The following is a 24054-nucleotide window of genomic DNA, read 5'->3' on the forward strand; positions in this document are numbered from 1 at the left end:
CGTTCACAGGCCTTCTTATTGGCCCTTGATGCCGAGCTTGGTGATGAGCGGTTCCCAGCGCTTGAGCTCATCGTCCATGTAGGCGCGGAACTCGGCCGGGGTGCTGCCCACCGGATCCATGAACTGCGCCTGCAGGCGCTTGACCACCTCGGGGTCGCGGATCGCCTGGATCAGCGCGTCCGACAGCTTCTTCTGGATGTCGGCGGGCACCTTGGACGAAATCACGAAACCGATCCAGGCCGAGCCCTCGATGCCGGGCACGCCGACTTCGGCCAGCGTGGGGATCTCGGGCAGCAGGGTGGAACGCCTGGACGAGGTCACGGCCAGCGCCTTCAGGCGGCCGTCCTTGACCATGCTCATGACCGCGATCGGCGGCAGCGCGGCGAACTGCGTGTCGCCCGACAGCAGCGAGGTCAGCGCGGCCGGCGACGACGGATACGGCACGTGCGTGGCGCGCGCGCCGATCCGCTGCAGCAGCAGTTCCACCGCCAGGTGCGAAACGGTGCCGGCGCCGGGCGAGGGGAAGTTGTACTTGTCCGGGTTCTTCTTGAGCGCCTCCAGCAACTGGCCGACGTTGTCGATGCCGGAGTTGGCCGGCACCACCAGCACGTTGGGCTGGTGCACCGCCAGCGTCAGCGGCGCCAGGTCGGTGGCCGGCGCGTAGGGCAGCTTGTCGAACAGCAGCGTGTTGTTCACCAGCGGGCCGGTGATCGAGACGCCGAAGGTGTAGCCGTCGGGCTTGGCGTTGGCGATGGCGAAGGTGCCGATGTTGCCGCTGGCGCCCGGTTTGTTCTCCACCACCACGGTCTGGCCGAGGATGGCGCCGGCCTTCTCGCCGACGATGCGCGCCACCTGGTCGGGGCTGGAGCCCGGACCGAACGGCACCAGCGCCTTGAGCGGCTGCGACGGCCAGGCGTCGGCGGCCTGCGCCGCGCCCAGCGGCGCCAGGGCCACCAGTCCCAGCGCCAGCGCGCGCGCCGTCAAAGCGCGCGCCCGCGCCAGGGTTGAGGGCTTATGCATGCTTGTCTCCCGCGATCTTCATATTGTTGAAATAGGTCTGCTCATTGGCGATGAAGGCCGCCACCATGGCGCGGTAGGCGGCGTCCACCACCTGGTCCAGGTTTTCGAAGCCCTGGTTGTGGCGCTCGGCCAGGCGCCGCGCTTTTTCGAACACCTCGGCCTGGCGCGCCGGCGCGCTGACCTGGAAGGCGTCGCGCTTGAAGCGCGCGGCGTCCTTGACGTACATGGCGCGTTCGGCGATCAGGCGCACGATCTCGTCGTCCAGTCGGTCGATGTTGGCGCGCACTTCGGCCAGGTTGGCGCACAGCGGGCGGTAGTCCGGGTCGGTGTATTCGCGCAGCGGCGCGCCCTGGGTGTCGGGCTCCTGGCCCGGGGAAACTTGCGAGGTCACTTGATGTAGTCCGGTTGGTTGGCGGGCGCGGCCTGCTGGAAAGCGGGTTGCGCGAGGCAATGTTCGTAGACGCCTACAAGGCGCGGGTAGGCCGACAGGTCGCAGCCCATGCGCTGGGCGTTGGCGACCTGCGGCACGACGCAGCAGTCCGCCAGCGTCGGCGCGTCGCCGAAGCAATAGGCGCCGCCGCCATGGCGCGCCAGCAGCGTCTCGACCGCGGTCAGGCCTTCGCGGATCCAGTGGTGATACCAGGCATTCTTCTGCGCGTCGGTGGCGCCCAGCTCTTCCTGCAGATAGCGCAGGATGCGCATGTTGTTGACCGGGTGGATGTCGCAGGCGATGGCGTTGGAAAGCTCCAGCACGCGGGCGCGTTCGCGCGGCGCGGCCGGGATCAGGCGCGGCTCGGGGTGCGTGGCGTCCAGATAGTCGATGATGGCGAGCGATTGCGACAGTTGGAAATCGCCGTCGGTCAGCAGCGGCACGCCGGCCGACGGATTCCGCGCCACATAGTCCGCGGCGCGCTGTTCCTGCTTGCGCAGGTTCACCGGGGTGATGTCGACCGGCAGGCCCTTGAGCGCCAGCGCGATGCGCACGCGATACGAGGTGGAGCTGTTGAAGAAGCTGTGCAGTTGCATGGGCGGGCTTCCTCAGGCGATTCGCACGCTCAGCGTGCCCAGGCCGTCGACGCCGCCGACCATCGTGTCGCCGCGCACCACCGGGCCCACGCCTTCGGGCGTGCCGGTATAGATCAGATCGCCGGCTTCCAGGCGGAAGTACCGGGACAGGTAGGCGATGGTCTCGGCCACCGACCAGATCAGCTTGCCGATGTCGCTGCGCTGCTTGTCGGCGCCGTTGACCTGCAGCCAGATGCCGGCGCGGTGGATGTCGCGGGCCTGTGCGGCGGGCATCAGTGGACCGATCGGCGCGCTCTGGTCGAAGGCCTTGCCCAGTTCCCACGGGCGGCCGGCCTCGCGCATTTTCATCTGCAGGTCGCGGCGCGTCATGTCCAGGCCGACGGCGTAGCCCCAGACGTGTTGCAGCGCCTGGTCGACGGCTATGTTGGCGCCGCCCTTGCCGATGGCCGCGACCAGCTCGATCTCGTAATGCAGGTTGGCGGTCTCGGGCGGGTAGGGCAGCGACAGCGTGCTGCCCTCGGCCACCGGCACCACGGCGTCAGCCGGCTTGCAGAAGAAGAAGGGCGGTTCGCGGTCGGGATCGAAGCCCATTTCGCGGGCGTGGGCGGCGTAGTTGCGGCCGACGCAATAGACGCGGCGCACCGGGAAGCTGTCCTGGCTGCCGGCGACGGGCACGGCAACGGGGGCGGCGGGATCAAACACAAAAGACATGGGTCACCTTTCTGGAATGCGGCGCCGGGGCCCGTGCGGGCCCCGGCCGGAATTGAAATGATGGGAGGGAGCCGCCTTCAGGCGGTGCGTTCTTCGCGCCACAGGCCCAGCGCGTCCTGCACCGGGCGGTCGGAATAGCTGAACAGGGTGGCGTCTTCCAGCGCCGCCAACTGCACCGGCTGCCACGACGGCGCCACGAACACGTCGCGCGGGCCGAAATGGAATTCGGCGTCGCCGATGCGGGCGATGCCGCGGCCTTCCACCACGCTGTAGACGGTGGAGTCGGTGCTGCGATAGGGCTTGCCCTGGAAGCCGGCCGGCAGAAGCTGCATGAAGGTGGCCATGGTGGGCATGGGGTAGCCGCCCGTGGCCGGGTTCAGGTAGCGCAGCTTGACACCGTCCCAGGGGTCGAGCTCGCCGTGGCGGTAGAGCGCGTCCAGCGCCTCGCGGCTGCGCTCGTAGGGATAGTTGAAGATCGGCGAGGTGCCGCCGGTGGCGCGATGCCGCACCGGCGCCATGTTGTGGCCGTAGCGCGCCATGCTGTCGCCTTCGGGACGCGTGACCGGCTGGGTGGCGGACGGATAGTTCTCGGCGAAGCCGGCATCCAGGAAGCGCAGCAGCGGGATGTCCAGGCCGTCCAGCCAGACCACCGGTTCGCCGCCGTCGACGGTCTCGGCGTTGCCGTGGTCGTGCCAGGTCCAGGACGGCGTGATGATGAAGTCGCCCGGATGCATGGTGGTGCGCTCGCCGTTGACGGCGGTGTAGGCGCCGCGGCCCTCGACGATGAAGCGCAGGGCGGACTGGGTGTGGCGGTGGCTGGGCGCGATCTCGCCGGGCAGGATCAGTTGCAGGCCGGCGTACAGGCTCTGCGTGATGCTGGCCTGGCCGGGCAGGCCCGGGTTCTCCAGGATCAGCACGCGCCGCACGGCTTCCTCGGCGCTGATGAGCGAGCCGGAGGCCAGCACGTCGTCGCGCACCTCGTCGTATTTCCAGATGGCGGGCACGCAGCGCGGCGCGGGCTGGCGCGGCACCAGGTTGTGCAGCGACTCCCACAGCGGGGCCATGTGCTTCTGGGCAATGCGGGCGTAATAGGCGGCGCGATCCGCGCCGGGGGGGTGACCGTCGGGCATGTCTGTCTCCTGGGGCCGGCGTCGGGGCCGGCTTCTGTGGGCCCGTCGCGGCGGGCGCGGCGGGGCCTGATATGGAGACGATTATGCGTAACGAGCTATGTGTTTTGAAATGAAATTATCTTATTATCCATATCAATAACTATATGGATAAGAGACCAAAGGGGACTCCATGGACTGGACTCACCGGTTGCGCCTGCGCAATCTGAAAATGCTGCTCAGCCTGGCCCAGACCCGCAACATCAGCCACTCGGCCGCGATGCTCAACACGACCCAGCCGGGGTTGTCGAAGTGGTTGAAGGATCTGGAGGACGACATCGGCCTGCCGCTGTTCGAGCGCCATGCGCGCGGCCTGCGGCCGACGCCGCACGGCGACGTGCTGATCGCGCACGCGCAGCGGGTCGAGGCGCAACTGGACCGCGCCAGCGCCGACATGGCCGCCTTGCGCGAAGGGGGCGGCGGGCGGGTGGTGATCGGCGCGTCCGGCGCGTCGGCGTCGGATACCGTGCCGCTGGCGGTGATGAAGCTGCTCGAACGCATGCCGCAGGCCCGCGTGAAACTGGTGGAAGGCACCACCGACCGCCTGCTGGCGCAACTGGCGCAGGGCGACCTGGACATCGTGGTGGGCCGCTCGGCGCCCGAGCATCACGATCCGGCCATCCGCTTCGAGGCCCTCTACCTGGAGCCGATCCACCTGGTGGCGCGGCCGCGCCATCCGCTGTTCGCGCGGGAGCAGCCGGGCTGGCCGGAGCTGCTGTCATACCGCTGGATCCTGTGGCCCAAGGGCACGCCGATCCGCAACGCGGTCGACGCCGCGCTGGCCGCGGCCGGCCAGGCGCCGCCGGCCGATCACATCGAATCCAATTCGGTCACCATCAACCTCACGCTGATCAACAACAGCGACATGATCGGCGTCGCTTCGCACCGCGCCGCGCTGCGCTTCACGCAGATGAAGGCGATGCGCATCATTCCGATGCGCCTGTCGGGCTTCGGCTCGGTGGCCATGTACTGGCGCGAGGATGCGTTCCGGCCGACCGCCGTGCAGGAGGCGATGGCCGCGCTGCGCAACACGGTGGCCGAGCACGCGCCGGGCGTGACGAGGCTGTGATGGCGCCGTCCGGCCCCGGGCTGAATGCGCTGATCGCGCAATGCCGCCGCCTGGAGGCGGCGCTGCGCGACGAGGCGGGCGCGCCGGACGCATCCGCGGCCATGCACCGTTTCGTTGCCGAGATGGATGCGCGCGCCGCGCCGCCGGGGCTGTGGTCGCCGCTGGCGCTGGCGGTGCTGACCATGGTTGGCGGCATCGGCGTCGGCATCGGCCTGCTGAGCCTGCTGCTGCGGCCGGCCGGGCCGGCGCTGGCGGCCTTCGCGCTGGTGCTGGCCTGCGCCGTCACGGCCCTGGCGCTGGCGATCGGCGTGGTGGCCTTCATGGGCGGCTACAGCCTGGGGCTGGTGCTGCTCAAGCGCACCGCGCTGGCGTTGGCCTCTGCCGGCGTGCTGGGCCTGATCGCCTGGTCGCAGGGCGACATGCGCGCGGTCGGCCCGGTGGTCGCGCTGCTGGGCGGCGCGGGCGCGTGGCTGCTGATGAACAGCAATGCGTTCTATGTGTTCGCCGGCTATCGCGTGGCGCTGCGGGTGATGCAGGCGCAGGCGCGGCGGCCATAAGCGGCCGGCTGCGTGCGCGTGATGGGTGGCGGGGGAGGGGCCGAGGCCGCCGATGCCTTGCGGCGATCCGCGCGCAGGCAGCCGGCGCGTGTCAGCGGCGCGCCGGGCGGCATCCGTTCACTTCGCGGTGTTGGACCAGCCCTTGGACAGCTCCACCGCCTGGCGCCAGCGCCGCATGCGGGCCTCGCGCACCGAGTCCGGCCAGGCCGGTTCGAAGGTGCGCTCGGCCTGCCACTTGGAGGCGAATTCGTCCTGATCCGACCAGAAGCCGACCGCCAGGCCGGCAAGGCCGGCCGCGCCCAGCGCGGTCGATTCGGGCACCCGCGGGCGCACCACCGGCACGCCCAGCAGGTCGGCCTGCATCTGCATCAGCAGGTCGTTGCGGGCGGCGCCGCCGTCCACCCGCAGCTCGGTCAGCGCGATACCGCTGTCGCCGTTCATGCAGGTCAGCAGTTCGGCGCTCTGCAGCGCGATGGATTCGAGCGTGGCGCGGGCGATGTGGGCGCGGGTGGTGCCGCGCGTCAGGCCCACCAGGGTGCCGCGGGCGTAGGGGTCCCAGTGCGGCGCGCCCAGGCCGGCGAAGGCCGGCACCATGAAGACGTCGTCGGTGTCGGCCACGCTGGCGGCCAGCGATTCGATTTCCTCGGAACGCTGGATGATGCCCAGGCCGTCGCGCAGCCATTGCACCGCGGCGCCGGCGACGAACACGCCGCCTTCCAGCATGTAGGCCGGACGCCAGCCTGGCTGGCCCTGCGCCGGCAGGCCCCAGCCGACGGTCGACAGCAGGTGGTTGTGCGACTGCACCGGCTTGTCGCCCACGTTCATCAGCATGAAGCAGCCGGTGCCGTAGGTGTTCTTGGCCATGCCCGGCTGGAAGCAGGCCTGGCCGAAGGTGGCGGCCTGCTGGTCGCCGGCCACGCCGGCGATGGGAATCGAGCCGCCCAGCCATTCGGGCAGGGCTTCGCCCACCACCGCGCTGCTGGGCGCGATCGACGGCAGCACGCTGCGCGGAATATTGAGCAGCGCCAGGATCTCGTCGTTCCAGTCCTGCGTGTGCAGGTCGAACAGCATGGTGCGCGAGGCGTTGCTGGGGTCGGTGCTGTGCACCGCGCCGCCGGTCAACTGCCAGATCAGCCAGGTGTCGACGGTGCCGAAGGCCAGTTCGCCGCGCTCGGCCTTCTGGCGCGCGCCGGGCACGTGATCCAGCAGCCAGGCCAGCTTGGTGCCCGAGAAATAGGCGTCCAGCACCAGCCCGGTGCGCGATTGCAGGAAGTCGGCGTGGCCGTCCTGGCGCAACTGGTCGCACATCGGCGCGGTGCGGCGGTCCTGCCAGACGATGGCGCGGGCCAGGGGGCGGCCGCTGGCGCGGTCCCAGATCAGGGTGGTTTCGCGCTGGTTGGTGATGCCGATGGCGGCCACGTCGGCGGCGCTGGCGGCGGCGTTGCGCAGGGCCTCGCGCGCCACGTCCAACTGGCTGTGCCAGATCTCGCCGGGGTCATGTTCGACCCAGCCCGGCCGCGGATAGTGCTGGCGGAATTCACGTTGGCCGATGCCGCGCACCACGCCATCGCGATCGAACACGATGGCGCGGGAGCTGGTGGTGCCCTGGTCCAGGGCTAGGACAAATTCATTCGTCGTCACTGTTCTTGGCGCCGTTCAGGTGTGCCCCGGCCAGCGGGTCGAGGCGTCTAAAGGAAAAGACCGAAGCCGCGCACAGCAGGCCGATGACGATGAAGCCGACGATCACGTCGCCCACCACCAGGCTTTCCGCCCCGCGCAGGGTCATGCTGATGTTCAGGGTCACCGCGGCCACGCCCACGCCCAGGCTGATGCCGAGCTGCTGCGCCATGGCGGCGAAGCTGCTGGCGCGGCTCATCTTGGCCGGGGGAATGTCGGCATAGGTTAGCGTATTTACGCCGGTGAACTGCAGCGAGCGGAAGAAGCCGCCGACCAGCAGGATGGCGATCATCAGCCAGACCGGGGTGGTGGGGGTGAACGTGGCGCAGACCACGATGAAGGCGCCGGTCAGCACCGCGTTCACGGTCAGCACGCGGCGAAAGCCGAAATGCCGGACGATGGGCGTGGCGACGAATTTCATCAGCAGCGCGCCGGCGGCGCTGGCGAAGGTGATCAGGCCGGCCGAGAACGGCGACAGGCCGAAGCCCACCTGCAGCAGCATGGCCAGCAGGAAGGGCGTGGCGCCGACCGCGAAGCGGCACAGGTTGCCGCCCAGCGTCGAGATGGCGAAGGTCGGGATGCGCATCAGCGCCAGATCGATGATGGGGTGTTCGGTGCGGCGCGCATGCCAGCCGTAGAGCAGGCCGCAGACGATGCCGACCGCGATCAGGCCCAGCAGCATCGGCAGCGGCATGACGTCGCGGCCGATGGCCTCGAAGCCGCTGACCAGCGTGGCCAGGCACACCGCGCTGAGCAGGAAGCCGAGCCAGTCCAGGCGCGGCGCCGATTCTTCCTTGATCTCGGCCACGTAGCGCAGCACCAGCGCGATGCCGAGCACGCCGATGGGGATGTTGATCAGGAAGATCCAGTGCCACGACATGTACGTGACCATGAAACCGCCCAGCGGCGGCCCGATCACCGGCCCCAGCAGCGCCGGGATCGACAGGAACGACATGGCTTTCAACAGATCCTGCTTGGGCACCGTGCGCAGCAGGATGATGCGGCCCACCGGCACCATCATGGCCCCGGCCATGCCCTGCACCACCCGGGCGATGACCAGTTGCGGCAGGTCCTGCGACAGGGCGCAGGCCACGGAACTGAGGGTGAACAGGCCGATGGCGGCGATGAACACGCGGCGCGCGCCGTAGCGGTCGGCGGCCCAGCCGCTGACTGGCACGAACACGGCCACCGACAGCAGGTAGGAGGTGATGGCCACGTTCAACCGCACCGGGGTCGATCCCAGGGCCCGCGCCATGGCCGGCAGGGCGGTGGCGACCACCGTGGCGTCCAGCATCTGCATGAACAGCGCACAGCCGACGATGAAGGGAATCATGCGCGCCGCGCGCACCGCGTCCGGGGTCGAGGGAGGAGCGGGATTGACTGCGGCTGCGGATTCGGCTGACATGGCGGAGGGGGGCGGTGGGACCCGGAAGATTGTAACGCCGGCTCCCGGCCCCGCGTGCAGTAAACTCCGGGTATCCGAAACCCACTGAAATTGGTGCCATGGCAACCAACTACGAATCCGAGATCACCAAGTTCCTCAAAGACTACAAGCAGTCGCACCCTGGCACCGAAGAACGCCAGCGCGAAGGCCGTGCGCGTCTGTGGGACAAGCCGCAGGACGCGGAGCTGCTGGAAGGCTTCCGCGCCGCCCGCGTGCCGCAAAAGCCGTACGTGTATCAGGCCGACTGATACCGTTGCGGCAGCCATGGCCCACACCCCCTCCGTCCCGGGCGATGCCCTGGCCGCGCTAGTGGAACCGTCCGTCGACAGCACGCCCGACACCGTTGACAGCGTCGCGTTCGCGCGCCTGTACGGCGAGCCGCTGTTCCAGATGCCGACGGACCTGTACATCCCGCCGGACGCGCTGGAGGTGTTCCTCGAAGCCTTCGAGGGGCCGCTGGACCTGCTGCTCTACCTGATCCGCAAGCAGAACTTCAACGTGCTGGACATCCCCATGGCGGATGTCACGCGGCAGTATCTGTCCTATGTGGAACAGATCCGCATCCACAACCTGGAGCTGGCCGCCGAGTATCTGCTGATGGCGGCCATGCTCATCGAGATCAAGTCGCGCATGCTGCTGCCGGTCAAGAAGACCGACACCGGCGAAGAGCCCGAGGATCCGCGCGCCGAGCTGGTGCGCCGCCTGCTCGAGTACGAGCAGATGAAGCTGGCCGCGCAGAAGCTCGACGCCCTGCCCCAGTTGGGCCGCGACTTCGTCACCAGCCATGCGGTTGCCGACCTGAGCGTCGAGCGCATGCTGCCCGAGGTCAGCGTCGACGACCTGCGCGCCGCGTGGGCCGACATCATGAAGCGCGCCAAGCTCAACCAGCACCATCACATCACCCGCGAACAGCTTTCGGTGCGCGACCACATGACGCACATCCTGCGGCGCCTGAACGACGTGCGCTTCATGGAGTTCGGCGACCTGTTCATGGAACGGGTGCGCGAGGGCGCGCCGGCCGCCGTGGTGGTGGTGCACTTCATCGCCATGCTGGAACTGGCGCGCGAATCGCTGCTGGAAATCACCCAGGCCGAGCCTTACGCGCCCATCTACGTGCGCCTGGCCTACACCAGCGTCGCGGCGGTCGCGGCCTGATCCGATTCCCCCCGGGCTGTGCGCCCAACCCCGGAGATCCCCCTTGAAAGTCGTCCACACCATCCAGGAATTGCGCGACCACCTGCGCGGCCAGAACCGCGTCTCGTTCGTGCCCACCATGGGCAACCTGCACGAAGGCCACCTGGCGCTGATGAAGCTGGCGCGCCAGCACGGCGACCCGGTGGTCGCCAGCATCTTCGTGAACCGCCTGCAGTTCGGGCCGAACGAGGATTTCGACCAATACCCGCGCACCCTGGCCGCCGACATCGAGAAGCTCGAACGCGAGCGCGACGTGTACGTGCTGTTCGCGCCCAACGAGCGCGAGATGTACCCCGAACCGCAGAATTTCCGCGTGCAGCCGCCGGACGACCTGGGCGACATCCTCGAAGGCGAATTCCGCCCCGGCTTCTTCGCCGGCGTCAGCACCGTGGTGCTCAAGCTGTTCTCCTGTGTCCAGCCGCGGGTCGCCGTGTTCGGCAAGAAGGACTACCAGCAACTGATGGTGGTGCGCAACATGTGCCGCCAGTTCCAACTGCCGGTGGAAGTGCTGGCGCACGAGACCGTGCGCGCCGACGACGGCCTGGCGCTGTCGTCGCGCAACCGCTACCTGAGCGAGGCCGAGCGCGCCGAGGCCCCGGCCCTGTACGCCGCCCTGCACAACGTCGGCCAGCGCCTGGCCGCCGGCGAGCGCGACGCCGCGAGGCTGGAGCGCGGGGCCACCCAGCAACTGACCGATCGCGGCTGGAAGGTCGACTACATCGCCCTGCGCCGCCAGCGCGACCTCAAGCGTCCGGAAGCTGCCGACCTCCAGGCGGGCGAGCCGGTGGTGGTGCTGGCCGCCGCCAAGCTGGGCGCGACCCGCCTGATCGACAACCTGGAGCTGGCCTACACGGCCTGAGCCGGTTGCGCCGCGGCCGGCTCAGGCCGGGCCGCGCACCCCTGGCAAAATTGCCAGCTTATGTCGCCGGCGAGGGCGGGGCAGACTCTCTGCAAGTCATCATTGCAGAGCCATTCCATGCACGTTCCCCGCGCCGACCTCGATCGCCTCCTGTCCGCCCTGACGCCGCGCGAGCGCCAGATCGTCGCCTATGTCGCGGCTGGCCGTCCGAACAAGGTCATCGCGATTGACCTGGACATTTCCCTGCGCACCGCCGAGGCCCACCGCGCCCGGATCTTCGCCAAGCTGGGCGTGCGCAACGCCATGCAACTGGCCTGCCGGCTGTGCGCCTTTGGGCAACCGGGCGTGTCGCCAGTGCTGGGAGCGCCATTGCCGTGCGGGTCGGAGGCTGCGGCGCCGGTCGCCCCGCCGCCCGAGCCCGCTGCGGATACGCCCGCGTCAGACACGCGCTATGCGCTGCGGGCGGAGCGGGTCGATGCCATCCTCGCGGATTGCTGCGCGGCACTTATCAATAAAGGATACTGGAGTAAGTAGGCACTTACTTTTCGAGGGTGGCCAGCCGCCCCTCGGCTTTCATCGGTCCAGGAGGCCGCCCCAAAAACCAAGGGCCTGGCGGATGCGTCATCCGGCAGGCCCTGCGGGGGATGGTCAGGCCGGGCTGGATACCCGGCCCGCCGCGCTCAGGGGCATTGAGGCGCCTGGGCCTTGGCCAGTTCGTCGATCGGATCCAGGTCCGGCTGGCGGGTCAGGTTGTAGTTCAGGTTGGGCGACTGGCCGCCGATGGAGCGCACGCGCAGCACGTTGTTGGCGGCGACCACGAATTCGACCCGCATGTTGCCCTTGCTGTCGAGCAGCAGGACGCGCGGCGGGCGCTCGTCGGTGGCGTCCCAGCAGCCTTGCTCGACGATCGGCGCGGCCTTCTGGGGATCGTTTTCCAGGTAGGCGGTGCGGCCGCGCCAGCGGCCGTTGGGCGCCAGGGTCAGGGTGACGCGTTGCGCCGTGCACTGCATGGCGGGCGAGAAACACGGCAGCGTACCCATGTAGGTCTGCGGCTGCGGCACCAGGCTGTTGGCGGCGGCGCTCTGCGTCGCGGCGGGCGCCGGGGCGGGCGCCGCGCCGGCGCTGGCGCCGCTGCTCGCGCCTTCCGGCACGGGCTGGCCATCCTCGGTGGTGGCGCCCTGGGCCGCGGCGGCCTGGGTCGGGGTCTTCTTCTGGTCGGGCTTCAGCGCGATCTGCACCTGCGACGGCGCCCGCAGCACGGTGCGGTAGCCGGCGCCGGAACCCTGGTACTGGGCGTCGGTGACGGTGCTTTCGACCGGGGGATCGTAATAGCCTTCGGTGCGTTGCTGGGCGCAGCCCGCGGCTGCCAGCGCCGTGCCCGCTAACAGCAGCCCCATCATGCTGAGTTTGCGGGGGCGGGTAAGGATTTCGACGCGCGCGGCCATGGCAGCTGATCCGTAAGTTGAGTCTGTCTCCGATTTTACGCACTTATGCGAAGATTCGATACGTTCCCCACCATCCTGAAAGGCGTTGCCGGCACTTTATGCACAAATTACGACACGGCTCCTGGCAGCCCGCCCGCCGTCCTGCCGTCCGCGCTCGTCCGCCGGCGCGGCGGACCGCGCCGCGAGGGCGCGCATGACGCTGTGGCATGTCTTGCCGGTGCCCCTGGCGGCGTTTGTCGCGCTGGCCGCGCTGGCCGGCCTGCTGGTCGGCGGCTGGCTGACGCAGGTCACCTACCGCCTGCCGCGCATGATGGAACGCGAGTGGCAGGCGCAGTGCCAGGAAGCGGCGGGCAATGCCCGGCCGGCGATCGACTCCGACCTGCGGGCGCCGGCCGCGCATTGTCCGAGCTGCGAGGCGCCGGTGACGGGCTGGCGCCGCCTGCCGCTGCTGGGCTGGCTGGCGCTGCGCGGCCGTTGCGCCGCGTGCGGCGCCCCGATCGGTTGGCGCTATCCCGCCATCGAGGCGATCACCTGCATCCTGTTCGCCGCCTGCGCCTGGCGTTTCGGCGCCACGCCCATCGCGTTGTGCGCCATGGGCTTGTCGGCGGCGCTGGTGGCGCTGGCCTGGATCGATCTGGAATCGACCCTGCTGCCGGACGCGATCACGCTGCCGCTGACCTGGGCCGGCCTGCTCGTGAATCTGTTCGACGCCTTCACGCCGCTACCGATGGCGGTAGTGGGCGCGGTGGCCGGCTACCTGTTCCTGTGGGTTATCTTTCATGCATTCCGCCTGCTGACCGGCCGCGAAGGCATGGGCTACGGCGATTTCAAGCTGCTGGCGGCGCTGGGGGCCTGGTTCGGTGTCGGCGCCTTGCCAATGCTGCTGCTGGGCGCCTCGGTGGTCGGCGTGGTGGTGGGCGGCGCCCTGACGCTCGGCGGCCGGGCACGCCGCGGCCAGGCCTTGCCGTTCGGCCCATACCTGGCGCTGGCGGGCGTGGCCGTGCTGCTGCTGGGCGGCGAGCAAGGCCTGGGATGGTTGCTGCATTGAACGCGCGTCCGCCCCGCGGCGGCGCGCGCCCGGTGGGGCGCAGGGGCGGCGGGGAGCAGGGCGCACACGAAGGACGAACATGTTCAAGATCGGTCTGACAGGGGGCATCGGCTCGGGCAAATCGCGCGTGGCCGACATGCTGGGGGAATGGGGCGCATCGGTGGTCGATACCGATGAGATCGCGCGCGCGCTGACCGCGGCCGGCGGCGCGGCGATGCCCGCCATCGAACGCGAGTTCGGGCCCGACGCGTTGACGCCGGCAGGCGCTCTCGATCGCGACTGGATGCGCGAGCGCGCGTTTGCCGACCCGCAGGTCCGCCTGCGCCTGGAAGCCATCCTGCATCCGGCCATCGGCCACGAAACCGAACGCCAGGCCGAGGCCGCGCGCGGCGTCTATCTGGTGTTTGTGGTGCCGTTGCTGGTCGAGTCCATCGGGCGCTGGCGCGGCCGCGTCGACCGCATCTGCGTGGTCGATTGCGATCCCGACACCCAGGTGGCCCGGGTGCGCTCGCGCAGCGGGCTGACGGACTCAGCCATCCGGCGTATCATGGCGGCACAGGCTGCGCGGGCGGACCGGCTCGAGGTCGCGGACGACGTCATCGACAATGGCGGCGCGACATCGCCGGAGCAATTGCGCGCGCAGGCGAAGACCCTGCATGATCGCTGGCTCAAGCTGGCGGCCACCACGGGCCGGCAAGCTTCGGGCTTGGCCGGCACCCCTGAATAATCTCGGCCCGCCGGCCGACCTCTGATGGGCCTGTTTACAAGCGTGATTGTTTACGAATATCCCTTCAACGAGCGCATCCGCGCCTACCTGCGGCTCGAATACCTGTTCGACAGGCTGTTCTTCTTTGCGCGCGAGGGGGATTCACGCCAGCACCAGGTTGCCGTCACCTCGCTGTTCGATCTGCTCGATGTCTGCGAACGCACCGACGTGAAAGGCTCGGTGCTGCAGGACCTCGAACGCCAGCGCGTCGCGCTGGTTGGGTTGCGCGACCACCCCGGGGTGGCGCAGGACGCGCTCGAAGGCATGCTGCGCGAACTCGAAAAGGTGGCTTCGGCCCTGGCGGCGCCCGGCAAGACCGGCCAGTCGCTGCGCGAGAACGAATGGCTCACCAGCCTGCGCGGGCGCCTGGCGGTGCCCGGCGGCGCGACTCAGGTCGACATGCCGTCGTACTACGCCTGGCAGCATAAGTCCGAAGCCGCGCGCTGCGCGGACCTGCAGGCCTGGCTGGCGCCCTTCACCGCCCTGAACGACGGCCTGACCCTGGCGCTGCGCCTGCTGCGCGAGTCAGGCCGCAAGATCGACATCGTGGCCGAACAGGGCGCTTACCAGGAGATGCTGGGCGGCAAGCAGTACCAACTGCTGCGCGTCTGGGTCGATCCGGCGCAGGGGGTCTTTCCCGAGATCAGCGCGAATAAGTACATGATCTGGATCCGCTTTTCGACGCAGGACGGCGAATTCAAGCCCCAGCAGGTGGCGCGCAGCATCCCCTTCCAGATCACGCTCTGCAATTCGTAGCCCGTCGGGCGCGAGCGGTGGGGGGCATCCCGCCCCGATTCCTGTTGCGGCCGATTTCAGCGGTAACGGACAATGGCTGAAATGTCGGTCGTCTAGGTCACAATACGGCTTTCTCCGTCAGTGCCGGAACCGTATCCCATGTCCGATAGCCGTCCCGTTTCGTCGCCTTCCCGCTGGACCCGCCGCAGAATCATCGGGTTGGCGGTGCTTTTGCTGGTGGTCGCCGGCATCGCCTGGCTGGCGCTGCGGCCGGCCGCCAAGCCGGGTGGCGCGGGCGGCGGGCGTCCGGGCGCGGGCGGACGGCCCAACATGGCCGCGGCCATGGCCAACCTGGCCGTGCCGGTGCGCGTGGCCAGCGCCGTCACGCAGGACATCGATATCTACCTGAAGTCCCTGGGCACCGTCACGGCCTACAACACCGTCACCGTGCGCAGCCGCGTCAGCGGCGAACTGGTCGACGTGCCGTTCCAGGAAGGCCAGCAGGTCAAGGCCGGCGACCTGCTGGCGCAGGTCGACCCGCGCGCCTTCCAGGTGGCCCTGGACCAGGCCCGCGGCACCCAGATGCAGAACCTGGCGCTGCTGGAGAACGCGCGCCGCGACCTGCAGCGCTATCAGGCCCTGTTCAAGCAGGACTCGATCGCCAAGCAGCAAGTCGACACCCAGGCGGCGCTGGTGCGGCAATACGAAGGCACCATCAAGAGCGACCAGGCCAATGTCGACAATGCCCGCCTGCAACTGGACTACGCCCGCATCACGGCGCCGATCAGCGGCCGCCTCGGCCTGCGCCAGGTCGACCGCGGCAACCTGGTGTCCAGCTCGGACACCAACGGCCTGGTGGTGATCACGCAGACCCAGCCGATCTCGGTGGTGTTCACGCTGCCCGAGACGCAATTGCCCGAAGTGCGCGCCGAACTGGCCCAGGGCCGCACCCTGGCGGTGGAGGCCTATGACCGCGCCGACACCCGCCGCATCGCGTCCGGCACGCTGGAGACGCTGGACAATCAGATCGACGTCACCACCGGCACCCTCAAGCTCAAGGCAAAGTTCGACAACCAGGACGACGCGCTGTTTCCCAACCAGTTCGTCAACGTGCGCCTGCACGTGCTGACGCGCAAGGGCGTGACCGCGATTCCGACGGCGGCGGTGCAGCAGGGCTCGGCCGGCGCCTTCGTGTTCCTGGTGCAGCCGGACAATACCGTGCAGGTCAGGCAGGTCAAGCTGGGCGCCATCAACAATGGCATGGTCGCCGTCAACGAGGGCCTGCAGCCGGGCGACCGTGTCGTCACCGAGGGCACCGACCGCCTGCGCGCCGGCGCCAAGGTCGAGGTCGTGGGAGGGGGCGAGGTGATCCCCGCCGCCAAGGACAAGTCGCTGGGCGGGGGCGCGCCGGCGGGCACCACGCCCGCCACGCGCTGATCGAGGGGCCGCCCCGTGAGCCCGTCGCGCCTGTTCATCCTGCGGCCCGTGGCCACCACGCTGTCGATGGTGGCCATCCTGATCGCGGGCTTCATCGCCTACCGCATGTTGCCGGTGTCGGCGCTGCCCGAGGTCGACTACCCCACCATCCAGGTGACCACGCTGTATCCGGGCGCCAGCCCGGACGTGATGACGTCGCTGGTGACTTCGCCGCTGGAACGGCAGTTCGGCCAGATGCCGGGCCTGAACCAGATGTCGTCGACCAGTTCGGGCGGCGCCTCGGTCATCACCATGCAGTTCAACCTGACGCTGCCGCTGGACGTGGCCGAGCAGCAGGTGCAGGCCGCCATCAACGCGGCATCCAACCTGCTGCCCAGCGACCTGCCGGTGCCGCCGACCTACAACAAGGTCAATCCGGCCGACGCGGCGGTGCTGACGCTGGCCATCACCTCGCCCACCATGCCCTTGCCGCAGGTGCGCGATCTGGTCGATACGCGGGTGGCGCAGAAGCTGTCGCAGATTCCGGGCGTGGGCCTGGTGAGCGTGGCGGGCGGGCAGCGCCCGGCCGTGCGGGTGCAGGTCAATCCGCAGGCGCTGGCGGCCAACGGCCTGGGGCTGACCGACCTGCGCACCGCGGTGGTGGGCGCCAACGTCAACCAGCCCAAGGGCAACCTGGACGGGCCGCTGCGCTCGACCACCATCAACGCCAATGACCAGCTCAAGTCGCCGACCGACTACAACGACCTGATCATCGCCTACAAGAACAACGCGCCGCTGCGCCTGTCGGACGTGGCGCGCGCGGTCGAGGGCGCCGAGGACACGCGCCAGGCGGCCTGGGCCGGCGACAAGCCGGCCATCCTGCTGAACATCCAGCGCCAGCCCGGCGCCAACGTCATCGACGTGGTCAACCGCATCCAGGCGCTGCTGCCGCAATTGCGCGCCGCGCTGCCGGCCACGCTGGACGTGACGGTGGTGTCGGACCGCACCCAGACCATCCGCGATTCGGTGGCCGACGTGCAGTTCGAGATGCTGCTGGCGGTGGCGCTGGTGGTGATGGTGACCTTCGTGTTCCTGCGCAGCCTGACCGCGACGCTGATTCCCAGCGTGGTGGTGCCGCTGTCGCTGGTGGGCACCTTCGGCATCATGTACCTGGCCGGCTTCTCCATCAACAACCTGACGCTGATGGCGCTGACCATCGCCACCGGCTTCGTGGTGGACGACGCCATCGTCATGATCGAGAACATCGCCCGCCACATCGAAGAGGGCGAGACGCCGTTGCAGGCCGCGCTCAAGGGCGCGCAGCAGATCGGTTTCACGCTGATCTCGCTGACCTTCTCGCTGATCGCGGTGCTGATTCCGCTGCTGTTCATGACCGAGGTGGTGGGGCGGCTGTTCCGCGAGTTCGCCATCACGCTGGCGGTGTCGATCCTGATTTCGCTGGTGGTGTCGCTGACGCTGACGCCGATGATGTGCGCGCGCCTGCTGCGTGCCGAATCCGAGCAGAAGCACGGGCGCTTTCACCAGGTCACCGGCGCCTTTATCGACCGCACCATTGCCGCCTACGACCGCATGCTGCAGAAGGTGCTGCGGCACCAGCCGTTGACGCTGCTGGTGGCCCTGGCCACCTTCGCGCTGACGGTGCTGCTGTACATCCTGGTTCCCAAGGGCTTTTTCCCCCAGCAGGACACGGGACTGATCCAGGCCATCACACAGGCGCCGCAGTCCATTTCGTTCACCGCCATGGCCGAGCGCCAGCAGGCGGCGGCGCGGCTGGCGCTGGAGGATCCGGACGTGCAGGCGGTGTCGTCCTTCATTGGCGTGGACGGCAGCAACGCCACCCTCAGCGCCGGGCGCATGCAGATCGCGCTCAAGCCGCAGGCCGAGCGCAACGGCGACCTGCGCACGGTCATGGAGCGGCTGCAGGAAGCCTTCGGCAAGCAGGACGGCCTGACCGTCTACATGCAGCCGGTGCAGGACCTGACCATCGAGGACCGCGTCAGCCGCACCCAGTACCAGATGACCCTGTCCAATCCGGACCTGAAGGTGTTGAGCGAATGGACGCCCAAGCTGATCGACCGGCTGCGCCAGGTGCCGGGCCTGAAGGACGTGACCGATGACCTGCAGGACGACGGCCTGCAGACCTGGGTCGAAATCGACCGCGACGCGGCCTCGCGCCTGGGCATCACGGCGGCGGTGGTGGACGAGGCGCTGTACGACGCCTTCGGCCAGCGCCTGATCTCGACCATCTTCACCCAGTCCAACCAGTACCGCGTGGTGCTGGAGGTGCAGCCGCAGTTCCAGATGAATCCGGCCTCGCTCGGCCAGATCCACGTCCCGACCTCGACCGGCGCGCAGGTGCCGCTGTCGTCGATTGCCCGCATCACCGAGGGCAAGACGGTGCTGGCGGTGAACCGGCTGGACCAGTTCCCGATGGTGACGGTGTCGTTCAATCTGGCGCAGGGCGCATCGCTGTCGGCCGCGGTCGAGGCAATCACCGCGGCCGAGGCCGAGATCGGCATGCCGGCCAGCGTCGAGACGCGCTTCCAGGGCGCGGCGCTGGCGTTCCAGAATTCGCTGTCGAGCACGCTGTGGCTGATCCTGGCGGCCATCGTCACCATGTACATCGTGCTGGGCGTGCTGTACGAAAGCTACATCCACCCGATCACCATTCTGTCGACGCTGCCGTCGGCCGGCGTGGGGGCGCTGCTGGCGCTGCTGATCAGCGGCACCGAGCTCGACATGATCGGCATCATCGGCATCATCCTGCTGATCGGCATCGTCAAGAAGAACGCCATCATGATGATCGACTTCGCGCTCGACGCCGAGCGCAAGCGCGGCCTGTCGCCGCGCGCGGCGATCCATGAGGCGGCGCTGCTGCGTTTCCGGCCGATCCTGATGACCACGCTGGCGGCGCTGTTCGGCGCGCTGCCGCTGATGCTGTCCACGGGCACGGGCGCCGAGCTGCGCCAGCCGCTGGGCCTGGTGATGGTGGGCGGGCTGCTGTTGAGCCAGGTGCTGACGCTGTTCACCACGCCGGTGATCTACCTGATGTTCGACCGCATGTCGCGGCGCTGGCGCGGCATGCGCGAGGCGCGCGCCGGGAGCGCGCCGTGATCCTGTCGGCGCCCTTCATCGTCCGGCCGGTGGCGACCACGCTGCTGTCGCTGGCGGTCGTGCTGGCGGGCATGCTGTCGTTCTTCCTGTTGCCGGTGGCGCCGCTGCCGCAGATGGATATTCCCACCATCTCGGTGTCGGCCAGCCTGCCCGGCGCCAGCCCGGAGACCATGGCGTCCAGCGTCGCCACGCCGCTGGAGCGCTCGCTGGGCAGCATCGCCGGCGTGACCGAGATGACTTCCAGCAGCACGCAGGGCTCGACCCGCGTGACGCTGCAGTTCGACCTGTCGCGCGACATCAACGGCGCCGCGCGCGACGTGCAGGCGGCCATCAACGCCGCCCGCTCGCTGCTGCCGACCAGCCTGCGCAGCAACCCCACGTACCACAAGTCCAATCCCTCGGACGCGCCCATCATGACGCTGGCGATGACGTCCGACACCCTGAGCCAGGGCCAGATGTACGACCTGGCCTCGACCATCGTGGCGCAGAAGCTGGCGCAGGTCGATGGCGTGGGCGAGGTCACGGTGGGCGGCAGTTCGCTGCCGGCGGTGCGCGTGACGGTGCTGCCGGGCGCGCTGGCCAATCGCGGGGTGTCGCTGGACGAAGTGCGCACGGCGCTGGCCAATGCCAATGCCAACCGGCCCAAGGGCGTGCTGGAAAACGACCAGTACCACTGGCAGATCATGGTCAACGACCAGCTCAGCCGCGCCGAACAGTACCGGCCGCTGATCGTGGCCTGGCGCGACGGCGCGCCGGTGCGGGTGTCGGACGTGGCCAGGGTGGAGGACTCGGTCGAGGACCTGTACCAGACCGGCTTCTACAACCAGCGCAACGCGATCCTGATGATCGTGCGGCGCCAGGCCGACGCCAACATCATCGAAACCGTGGACGCGGTGCGCGCGCAACTGCCGACGCTGCTGGCGCTGATGCCGGCCGACGTGCAACTGACCGTGGCGCAGGACCGCACCCCCAGCATCCGCGCCTCGCTGCACGAGGCCGAGCTGACGTTGATCATCGCGGTGGGCCTGGTGGTGCTGGTGGTGCTGCTGTTCCTGCGGCGCTGGCGCGCGGCCATCATCCCCAGCGTCGCGGTGCCGGTGTCGCTGATCGGCACCTTCTGCGTCATGTATCTGTGCGGCTTCACGCTCAACACCATTTCGCTGATGGCGCTGATCGTGGCCACCGGCTTCGTGGTGGACGATGCCATCGTGGTGCTGGAGAACATCATGCGGCACGTCGAGAACGGCATGTCGCCGATGCGGGCGGCGCTGCGCGGCTCGCGCGAGGTGGGCTTCACGGTGCTGTCGATGAGCCTGTCGCTGGTGGCGGTGTTCATCCCGATCCTGCTGATGGGCGGGGTGGCGGGGCGCCTGTTCCGGGAATTCGCGGTGACGCTGTCGGCATCCATCATGGTGTCGCTGGTGGTGTCGCTGACGCTGACGCCGATGATGTGCGCGCGCCTGCTCAAGGCCGAGCCCAAGGAACCGAAGCCGCCCGGCCGGCTGGCGCGCTGGGCCGAGGGCGGCTTTGCCTGGATGCAGGACGGCTACCGCCGCAGCCTGGCGTGGGCGCTGGCCCATGGCCGGCTGATGATGCTGGTCCTGGCGGCGGCGGTGGGCCTGAACGTGTACCTGTACACCGTCGTGCCCAAGGGCTTCTTCCCGCAGCAGGACACCGGCCAGTTGCTGGGCTTTTTCCGGGTGGACCAGGGCACGTCGTTCCAGGCCACGGTGCCCAAGCTGGAGGCCTTGCGCAAGGTGGTGCTGGCCGATCCGGCGGTGCAGAGCATGACCGGCTACGCCGGCGGGCGCGGCGGCAGCAACAGCAGCTTCATGCAGATCCAGCTCAAACCGCTGGGCGAGCGCAATGTCTCGGCCGAGCAGGTCATCAACCGCCTGCGGGCGCGGCTGCAGAACATGCCGGGCGCGCGCATGTTCCTGGTGGCGCAGCAGGACATCCGCGTCGGCGGCCGCCAGAGCCAGGGTTCCTATGACTACACGCTGATGTCCGGCGACCTGCAACTGCTGCGTTCGTGGATGCCCAAGGTGCAGCAGGCCATGGCGAAGGTGCCCGAGATCACCGACGTCGATACCGACGTCGAGGACAAGGGCCGCGAGATCAACCTGGTGATCGACCGCGACGCCGCCACCCGGCTGGGCGTGAGCATGGCGACGATCTCGACCGTGCTGAACAATTCCTTCAGCCAGCGCCAGGTGTCGGTGATGTACGGACCGCTGAACCAGTACCACGTGGTGCTGGGGGTGGACCCGAAGTTCGCGCAGGACATCGAGTCGCTCAAGCAGGTCGAGGTCATCACCGCCAGCGGGGCGCGGGTGCCGATGGCGGCCTTCGCCCGCTTCGAGAACGCCAATGCGCCGCTGAGCGTGCAGCACCAGGGCCTGTTCGTCGCCGATACGGTGTCGTTCAGCCTGGCGCCGGGCGTGTCGCTGGGCCAGGCCACCGCCGCCATCGATGCGGCGGTGGCGCGCATCGGCCTGCCGTCGGACCAGATTCAGGCCGGCTTCCAGGGCACGGCGGCGGTGCTGCAGCAGACGCTGGCGCAGCAGCCGTGGCTGATCCTGGCGGCGCTGGTCACCATGTATATCGTGCTGGGTATCCTGTACGAGAGCTTCGTGCATCCGCTGACGATCCTGTCGACGCTGCCGTCGGCCGGGCTGGGCGCGTTGCTGGCCTTGCTGCTGGTGCGCATGGACTTCACGCTGATCGCGCTGATCGGGGTGTTCCTGCTGATCGGCATCGTCAAGAAGAATGCCATCATGATGGTCGATTTCGCGCTGGAGGCCGAGCGCAACCAGCACATGGCGCCGCGCGAAGCCATCTTCCAGGCCTGCCTGACGCGCTTCCGGCCGATCATGATGACCACCATGGCCGCCATCTTTGGCGCGTTGCCGCTGGTGTTGGCCACGGGGGCCGGCGTCGAGATGCGCCAGCCGCTGGGCATTACCATCGTGGGCGGACTGGTGCTGAGCCAGATCCTGACGCTGTACACCACGCCGGTAGTCTATCTTTACCTTGACCGTTTCCGCCTCTGGGCCGCGCGCGGGCGCGCCCGGCGCGGCGGGGCCGCTTCGATAGAACAACTATGATCCGCAACGCCAAGCCTTTCCCTTCCGCCTTCCTGCCGCGCGCCGGCATCACCCTGGCGCTGTGCGCGGCGCTGGCCGCCTGCGCCGTCGGTCCCGACTACCAGCGGCCGGAGCTGGACGTGGGCGCGGCCTACAAGGAAGGCCAGGACGAGGTGCCGGGCTGGAAGCGGGCCGAGCCGCGCGACGACGCCGACCGCGGCCAATGGTGGCGCGTCTATGACGACGCCACGCTCAATGGCCTGGTGGACAACCTCAATGCCTCCAACCAGACCATTGCCCAGGCCGAGGCGAACTACCGCCAGGCGCTTGGCCTGGTGCGCGGCGCCCGCGCCGGCTTCTTCCCCACCGTGGGGGCGGGCGCCGGCCTGACCCGTTCGGGCAGTGGCGGCGGCAGCGGCGGTTCGTCGTCCGCCTCGTCGGGCGGCGGCGGCAACGTGTCCAACCAGTATTCGCTGACCGGCAGCGTCAGTTGGGAGCTGGATGTGTGGGGCCGGGTGCGCCGCAGCGTCGAATCGTCCGAGGCCAGCGCCGCGGCCAGCCTGGCCGACCTGGCCGCGACCCGCCTGAGCGCGCAGGCCGCGCTGGTGCAGGCCTATCTGCAACTGCGCGTGCTGGACGAACAGAAGCGCCTGCTGGACGCCACGGTGGCGGCCTATGAAAAGTCGCTGCAACTGACGCAGAACCGCTACAACGTTGGCGTGGCGGGGCAGTCGGACGTGGCGGTGGCGCGCACCCAGGTCGAAAGCACGCGCGCGCAGTCGATCGACCTGGACTGGCAGCGCGGCCAGTACGAACATGCCATCGCGGTGCTGATGGGCCAGGCGCCGTCGCACTTCAGCCTGCCGCCGGCGCCGTTCTCGCTGCAGTTGCCGCGGATTCCGGTGGGCCTGCCGTCCGAGCTGCTGGAGCGCCGTCCCGACGTGGCCGCCGCCGAGCGCCGCGCCGCCGCCGCCAATGCGCAGATCGGCGTGGCGCAGGCGGCCTGGTTCCCCAGCCTGACCCTGTCGGCCGACGGAGGCTTCCGCAACGGCCAGTTCGCCGAACTGCTGACCGCGCCGGCGCGCTTCTGGTCGCTGGGCCCGGCGTTGGCGTTGACGATTTTCGATGGCGGCGCGCGCCAGGCGCAGGTCGAGCAGGCGCGCGCGTCCTACGATGCCCAGGCGGCGGCCTACCGCCAGGCGGCGCTGACCGGGCTGCGCGAGGTCGAGGACTACCTGATCCAGTTGCGCGTGATGGAGAACGAACAGACCGTGCAGCGCCGCGCGCTGGAGTCGGCGCGCGAATCGCTGCGGCTGATCCAGAACCAGTACAAGGCCGGGCTGGTCGATTACCTGAGCGTGGCGGTGGTGGATGCCACCGCGCTCAGCAACGAACGCAGCGCGCTCAGCCTGTACGGCAATCGCCTGGTGGCCAGCGTCAACCTGATCGTCGCTTTGGGCGGCGGCTGGAACGGGCTGCCCGCGGCGCAAGGCGTGGAGCGCGCCGCCGCGCCGGCCGCTGGCGCCACGTCGGGGGCCGCGCCGACCCCTGCCGCCGTCAGGTAGGGATAACGCCTAACTCCTCCTCTCCCCGATTGACAAGCCGCAGGCCCGGGTTCCTAATGCGACAAAAGTGACCGAATGGTCACGTCAGGCCCAGGCCCGGTCGTGGCGCCGTCCACGGCCCGGCTGCCGCGCCGA

The 24054-nt window shown here is 69.2% G+C and carries 21 protein-coding genes; 13 read left to right on the top strand and 8 right to left on the bottom strand.

Translation table 11 applies throughout. The features are described 5' to 3' along the window. Nucleotides 1–15 precede the first annotated feature (15 nt). From ACUDCK_RS02440 to gtdA, 5 genes are all read right to left on the bottom strand, one after another. Entirely contained in the window at nucleotides 16–1020 is a 1005-nt protein-coding gene (locus tag ACUDCK_RS02440) for a Bug family tripartite tricarboxylate transporter substrate binding protein (protein WP_064526630.1), read from the bottom strand. Next, nucleotides 1013–1411: a chorismate mutase gene (locus tag ACUDCK_RS02445; protein ID WP_054446332.1), complete on the bottom strand. Its 399-nt coding sequence runs from the start codon at nucleotides 1409–1411 to the stop codon at nucleotides 1013–1015. The genes ACUDCK_RS02440 and ACUDCK_RS02445 overlap by 8 nt, the downstream gene beginning before the upstream one ends. Continuing rightward, a complete protein-coding gene (gene maiA, locus ACUDCK_RS02450; RefSeq protein ID WP_054503359.1) occupies nucleotides 1408–2046 on the bottom strand; it encodes a maleylacetoacetate isomerase in 639 nt (212 codons plus the stop codon). Before maiA ends, ACUDCK_RS02445 begins: the two co-directional genes overlap by 4 nt. Nucleotides 2047–2058: 12 nt before the next feature. After that, the gene (locus ACUDCK_RS02455; protein ID WP_054503360.1) at nucleotides 2059–2757 is read right to left on the bottom strand and encodes a fumarylacetoacetate hydrolase family protein; all 699 of its coding nucleotides are present in this window, start codon (nucleotides 2755–2757) and stop codon (nucleotides 2059–2061) included. A gap of 77 nt (nucleotides 2758–2834) precedes the next feature. Further along, nucleotides 2835–3887: a gentisate 1,2-dioxygenase gene (gene gtdA / locus ACUDCK_RS02460; protein WP_054503361.1), complete on the bottom strand. Its 1053-nt coding sequence runs from the start codon at nucleotides 3885–3887 to the stop codon at nucleotides 2835–2837. A gap of 169 nt (nucleotides 3888–4056) precedes the next feature. Between gtdA and ACUDCK_RS02465 the strand changes: the two genes are divergently transcribed. After that, complete coding sequence (locus tag ACUDCK_RS02465; protein ID WP_049070997.1) at nucleotides 4057–4992, top strand: LysR family transcriptional regulator; 936 nt, start codon at nucleotides 4057–4059, stop codon at nucleotides 4990–4992. Beyond that, nucleotides 4992–5549 carry a hypothetical protein gene (locus tag ACUDCK_RS02470; RefSeq protein ID WP_059269217.1) on the top strand — a complete coding sequence of 186 codons (558 nt, stop codon included), beginning with the start codon at nucleotides 4992–4994 and terminating at the stop codon, nucleotides 5547–5549. Before ACUDCK_RS02465 ends, ACUDCK_RS02470 begins: the two co-directional genes overlap by 1 nt. A 117-nt stretch (nucleotides 5550–5666) precedes the next feature. Here ACUDCK_RS02470 and glpK read toward each other — a convergent pair whose 3' ends face one another. Further along, nucleotides 5667–7190 (bottom strand): glycerol kinase GlpK, encoded by a 1524-nt coding sequence (gene glpK / locus ACUDCK_RS02475; RefSeq protein ID WP_175144077.1) that lies wholly within the window; start codon nucleotides 7188–7190, stop codon nucleotides 5667–5669. Continuing rightward, complete coding sequence (locus ACUDCK_RS02480) at nucleotides 7177–8631, bottom strand: DHA2 family efflux MFS transporter permease subunit (RefSeq protein WP_175168379.1); 1455 nt, start codon at nucleotides 8629–8631, stop codon at nucleotides 7177–7179. Before ACUDCK_RS02480 ends, glpK begins: the two co-directional genes overlap by 14 nt. Nucleotides 8632–8729: 98 nt before the next feature. Here ACUDCK_RS02480 and ACUDCK_RS02485 point away from each other — a divergent pair, with 98 nt between their 5' ends. The 4 genes from ACUDCK_RS02485 (at nucleotide 8730) to ACUDCK_RS02500 (ending at nucleotide 11257) form a co-directional block, all read left to right on the top strand. Further along, nucleotides 8730–8918, top strand: a complete 189-nt coding sequence (locus ACUDCK_RS02485) for a DUF3460 family protein (RefSeq protein WP_006386935.1) — start codon at nucleotides 8730–8732, stop codon at nucleotides 8916–8918. 16 nt (nucleotides 8919–8934) lie between these two features. Continuing rightward, nucleotides 8935–9825, top strand: a complete 891-nt coding sequence (locus ACUDCK_RS02490) for a segregation and condensation protein A (protein WP_054503364.1) — start codon at nucleotides 8935–8937, stop codon at nucleotides 9823–9825. Nucleotides 9826–9868: 43 nt separating this feature from the next. Then, the gene (gene panC, locus ACUDCK_RS02495) at nucleotides 9869–10723 is read left to right on the top strand and encodes a pantoate--beta-alanine ligase (protein ID WP_175168378.1); all 855 of its coding nucleotides are present in this window, start codon (nucleotides 9869–9871) and stop codon (nucleotides 10721–10723) included. Between the two features lie 117 nt (nucleotides 10724–10840). Then, entirely contained in the window at nucleotides 10841–11257 is a 417-nt protein-coding gene (locus ACUDCK_RS02500) for a response regulator transcription factor (protein ID WP_175168377.1), read from the top strand. Between the two features lie 146 nt (nucleotides 11258–11403). Here ACUDCK_RS02500 and ACUDCK_RS02505 read toward each other — a convergent pair whose 3' ends face one another. Further along, nucleotides 11404–12168, bottom strand: coding sequence for a copper resistance protein NlpE N-terminal domain-containing protein (locus ACUDCK_RS02505; RefSeq protein ID WP_054503366.1), 765 nt, complete (start codon nucleotides 12166–12168; stop codon nucleotides 11404–11406). A gap of 193 nt (nucleotides 12169–12361) precedes the next feature. Between ACUDCK_RS02505 and ACUDCK_RS02510 the strand changes: the two genes are divergently transcribed. From ACUDCK_RS02510 to ACUDCK_RS02540, 7 genes are all read left to right on the top strand, one after another. Beyond that, the gene (locus tag ACUDCK_RS02510; RefSeq protein ID WP_054503367.1) at nucleotides 12362–13216 is read left to right on the top strand and encodes a prepilin peptidase; all 855 of its coding nucleotides are present in this window, start codon (nucleotides 12362–12364) and stop codon (nucleotides 13214–13216) included. A 79-nt stretch (nucleotides 13217–13295) separates the two neighbouring features. Continuing rightward, the gene (gene coaE / locus ACUDCK_RS02515; RefSeq protein ID WP_054503368.1) at nucleotides 13296–13943 is read left to right on the top strand and encodes a dephospho-CoA kinase; all 648 of its coding nucleotides are present in this window, start codon (nucleotides 13296–13298) and stop codon (nucleotides 13941–13943) included. Between the two features lie 42 nt (nucleotides 13944–13985). Further along, nucleotides 13986–14738: a cell division protein ZapD gene (zapD, locus tag ACUDCK_RS02520; protein ID WP_054503539.1), complete on the top strand. Its 753-nt coding sequence runs from the start codon at nucleotides 13986–13988 to the stop codon at nucleotides 14736–14738. A gap of 138 nt (nucleotides 14739–14876) precedes the next feature. Beyond that, nucleotides 14877–16154, top strand: coding sequence for an MdtA/MuxA family multidrug efflux RND transporter periplasmic adaptor subunit (locus ACUDCK_RS02525; RefSeq protein WP_054503369.1), 1278 nt, complete (start codon nucleotides 14877–14879; stop codon nucleotides 16152–16154). 15 nt (nucleotides 16155–16169) lie between these two features. Next, nucleotides 16170–19268: an MdtB/MuxB family multidrug efflux RND transporter permease subunit gene (locus ACUDCK_RS02530; protein WP_175168376.1), complete on the top strand. Its 3099-nt coding sequence runs from the start codon at nucleotides 16170–16172 to the stop codon at nucleotides 19266–19268. After that, entirely contained in the window at nucleotides 19265–22375 is a 3111-nt protein-coding gene (locus ACUDCK_RS02535) for a multidrug efflux RND transporter permease subunit (protein WP_054503371.1), read from the top strand. Before ACUDCK_RS02530 ends, ACUDCK_RS02535 begins: the two co-directional genes overlap by 4 nt. Continuing rightward, a complete protein-coding gene (locus ACUDCK_RS02540; protein ID WP_175168375.1) occupies nucleotides 22372–23919 on the top strand; it encodes an efflux transporter outer membrane subunit in 1548 nt (515 codons plus the stop codon). Before ACUDCK_RS02535 ends, ACUDCK_RS02540 begins: the two co-directional genes overlap by 4 nt. Nucleotides 23920–24054 lie beyond the last annotated feature (135 nt).

It is taken from the genome of Achromobacter sp. CF-sbj1-Ac2-l, assembly GCF_052698165.1.

Excerpts from the sequence above, each read along its gene's own strand:
- coaE (WP_054503368.1), top strand. The coding sequence starts at position 13,296 with ATGTTCAAGATCGGTCTGACAGGGGGCATCGGCTCGGGCAAATCGCGC.
- ACUDCK_RS02485 (WP_006386935.1), top strand. The coding sequence starts at position 8,730 with ATGGCAACCAACTACGAATCCGAGATCACCAAGTTCCTCAAAGACTAC.
- ACUDCK_RS02500 (WP_175168377.1), top strand. The coding sequence starts at position 10,841 with ATGCACGTTCCCCGCGCCGACCTCGATCGCCTCCTGTCCGCCCTGACG.
- ACUDCK_RS02440 (WP_064526630.1), bottom strand. The coding sequence starts at position 1,020 with ATGCATAAGCCCTCAACCCTGGCGCGGGCGCGCGCTTTGACGGCGCGC.
- maiA (WP_054503359.1), bottom strand. The coding sequence starts at position 2,046 with ATGCAACTGCACAGCTTCTTCAACAGCTCCACCTCGTATCGCGTGCGC.
- ACUDCK_RS02505 (WP_054503366.1), bottom strand. The coding sequence starts at position 12,168 with ATGGCCGCGCGCGTCGAAATCCTTACCCGCCCCCGCAAACTCAGCATG.
- ACUDCK_RS02540 (WP_175168375.1), top strand. The coding sequence starts at position 22,372 with ATGATCCGCAACGCCAAGCCTTTCCCTTCCGCCTTCCTGCCGCGCGCC.
- ACUDCK_RS02490 (WP_054503364.1), top strand. The coding sequence starts at position 8,935 with ATGGCCCACACCCCCTCCGTCCCGGGCGATGCCCTGGCCGCGCTAGTG.
- ACUDCK_RS02465 (WP_049070997.1), top strand. The coding sequence starts at position 4,057 with ATGGACTGGACTCACCGGTTGCGCCTGCGCAATCTGAAAATGCTGCTC.
- ACUDCK_RS02510 (WP_054503367.1), top strand. The coding sequence starts at position 12,362 with ATGACGCTGTGGCATGTCTTGCCGGTGCCCCTGGCGGCGTTTGTCGCG.
- ACUDCK_RS02480 (WP_175168379.1), bottom strand. The coding sequence starts at position 8,631 with ATGTCAGCCGAATCCGCAGCCGCAGTCAATCCCGCTCCTCCCTCGACC.
- ACUDCK_RS02455 (WP_054503360.1), bottom strand. The coding sequence starts at position 2,757 with ATGTCTTTTGTGTTTGATCCCGCCGCCCCCGTTGCCGTGCCCGTCGCC.
- ACUDCK_RS02525 (WP_054503369.1), top strand. The coding sequence starts at position 14,877 with ATGTCCGATAGCCGTCCCGTTTCGTCGCCTTCCCGCTGGACCCGCCGC.
- ACUDCK_RS02470 (WP_059269217.1), top strand. The coding sequence starts at position 4,992 with ATGGCGCCGTCCGGCCCCGGGCTGAATGCGCTGATCGCGCAATGCCGC.
- gtdA (WP_054503361.1), bottom strand. The coding sequence starts at position 3,887 with ATGCCCGACGGTCACCCCCCCGGCGCGGATCGCGCCGCCTATTACGCC.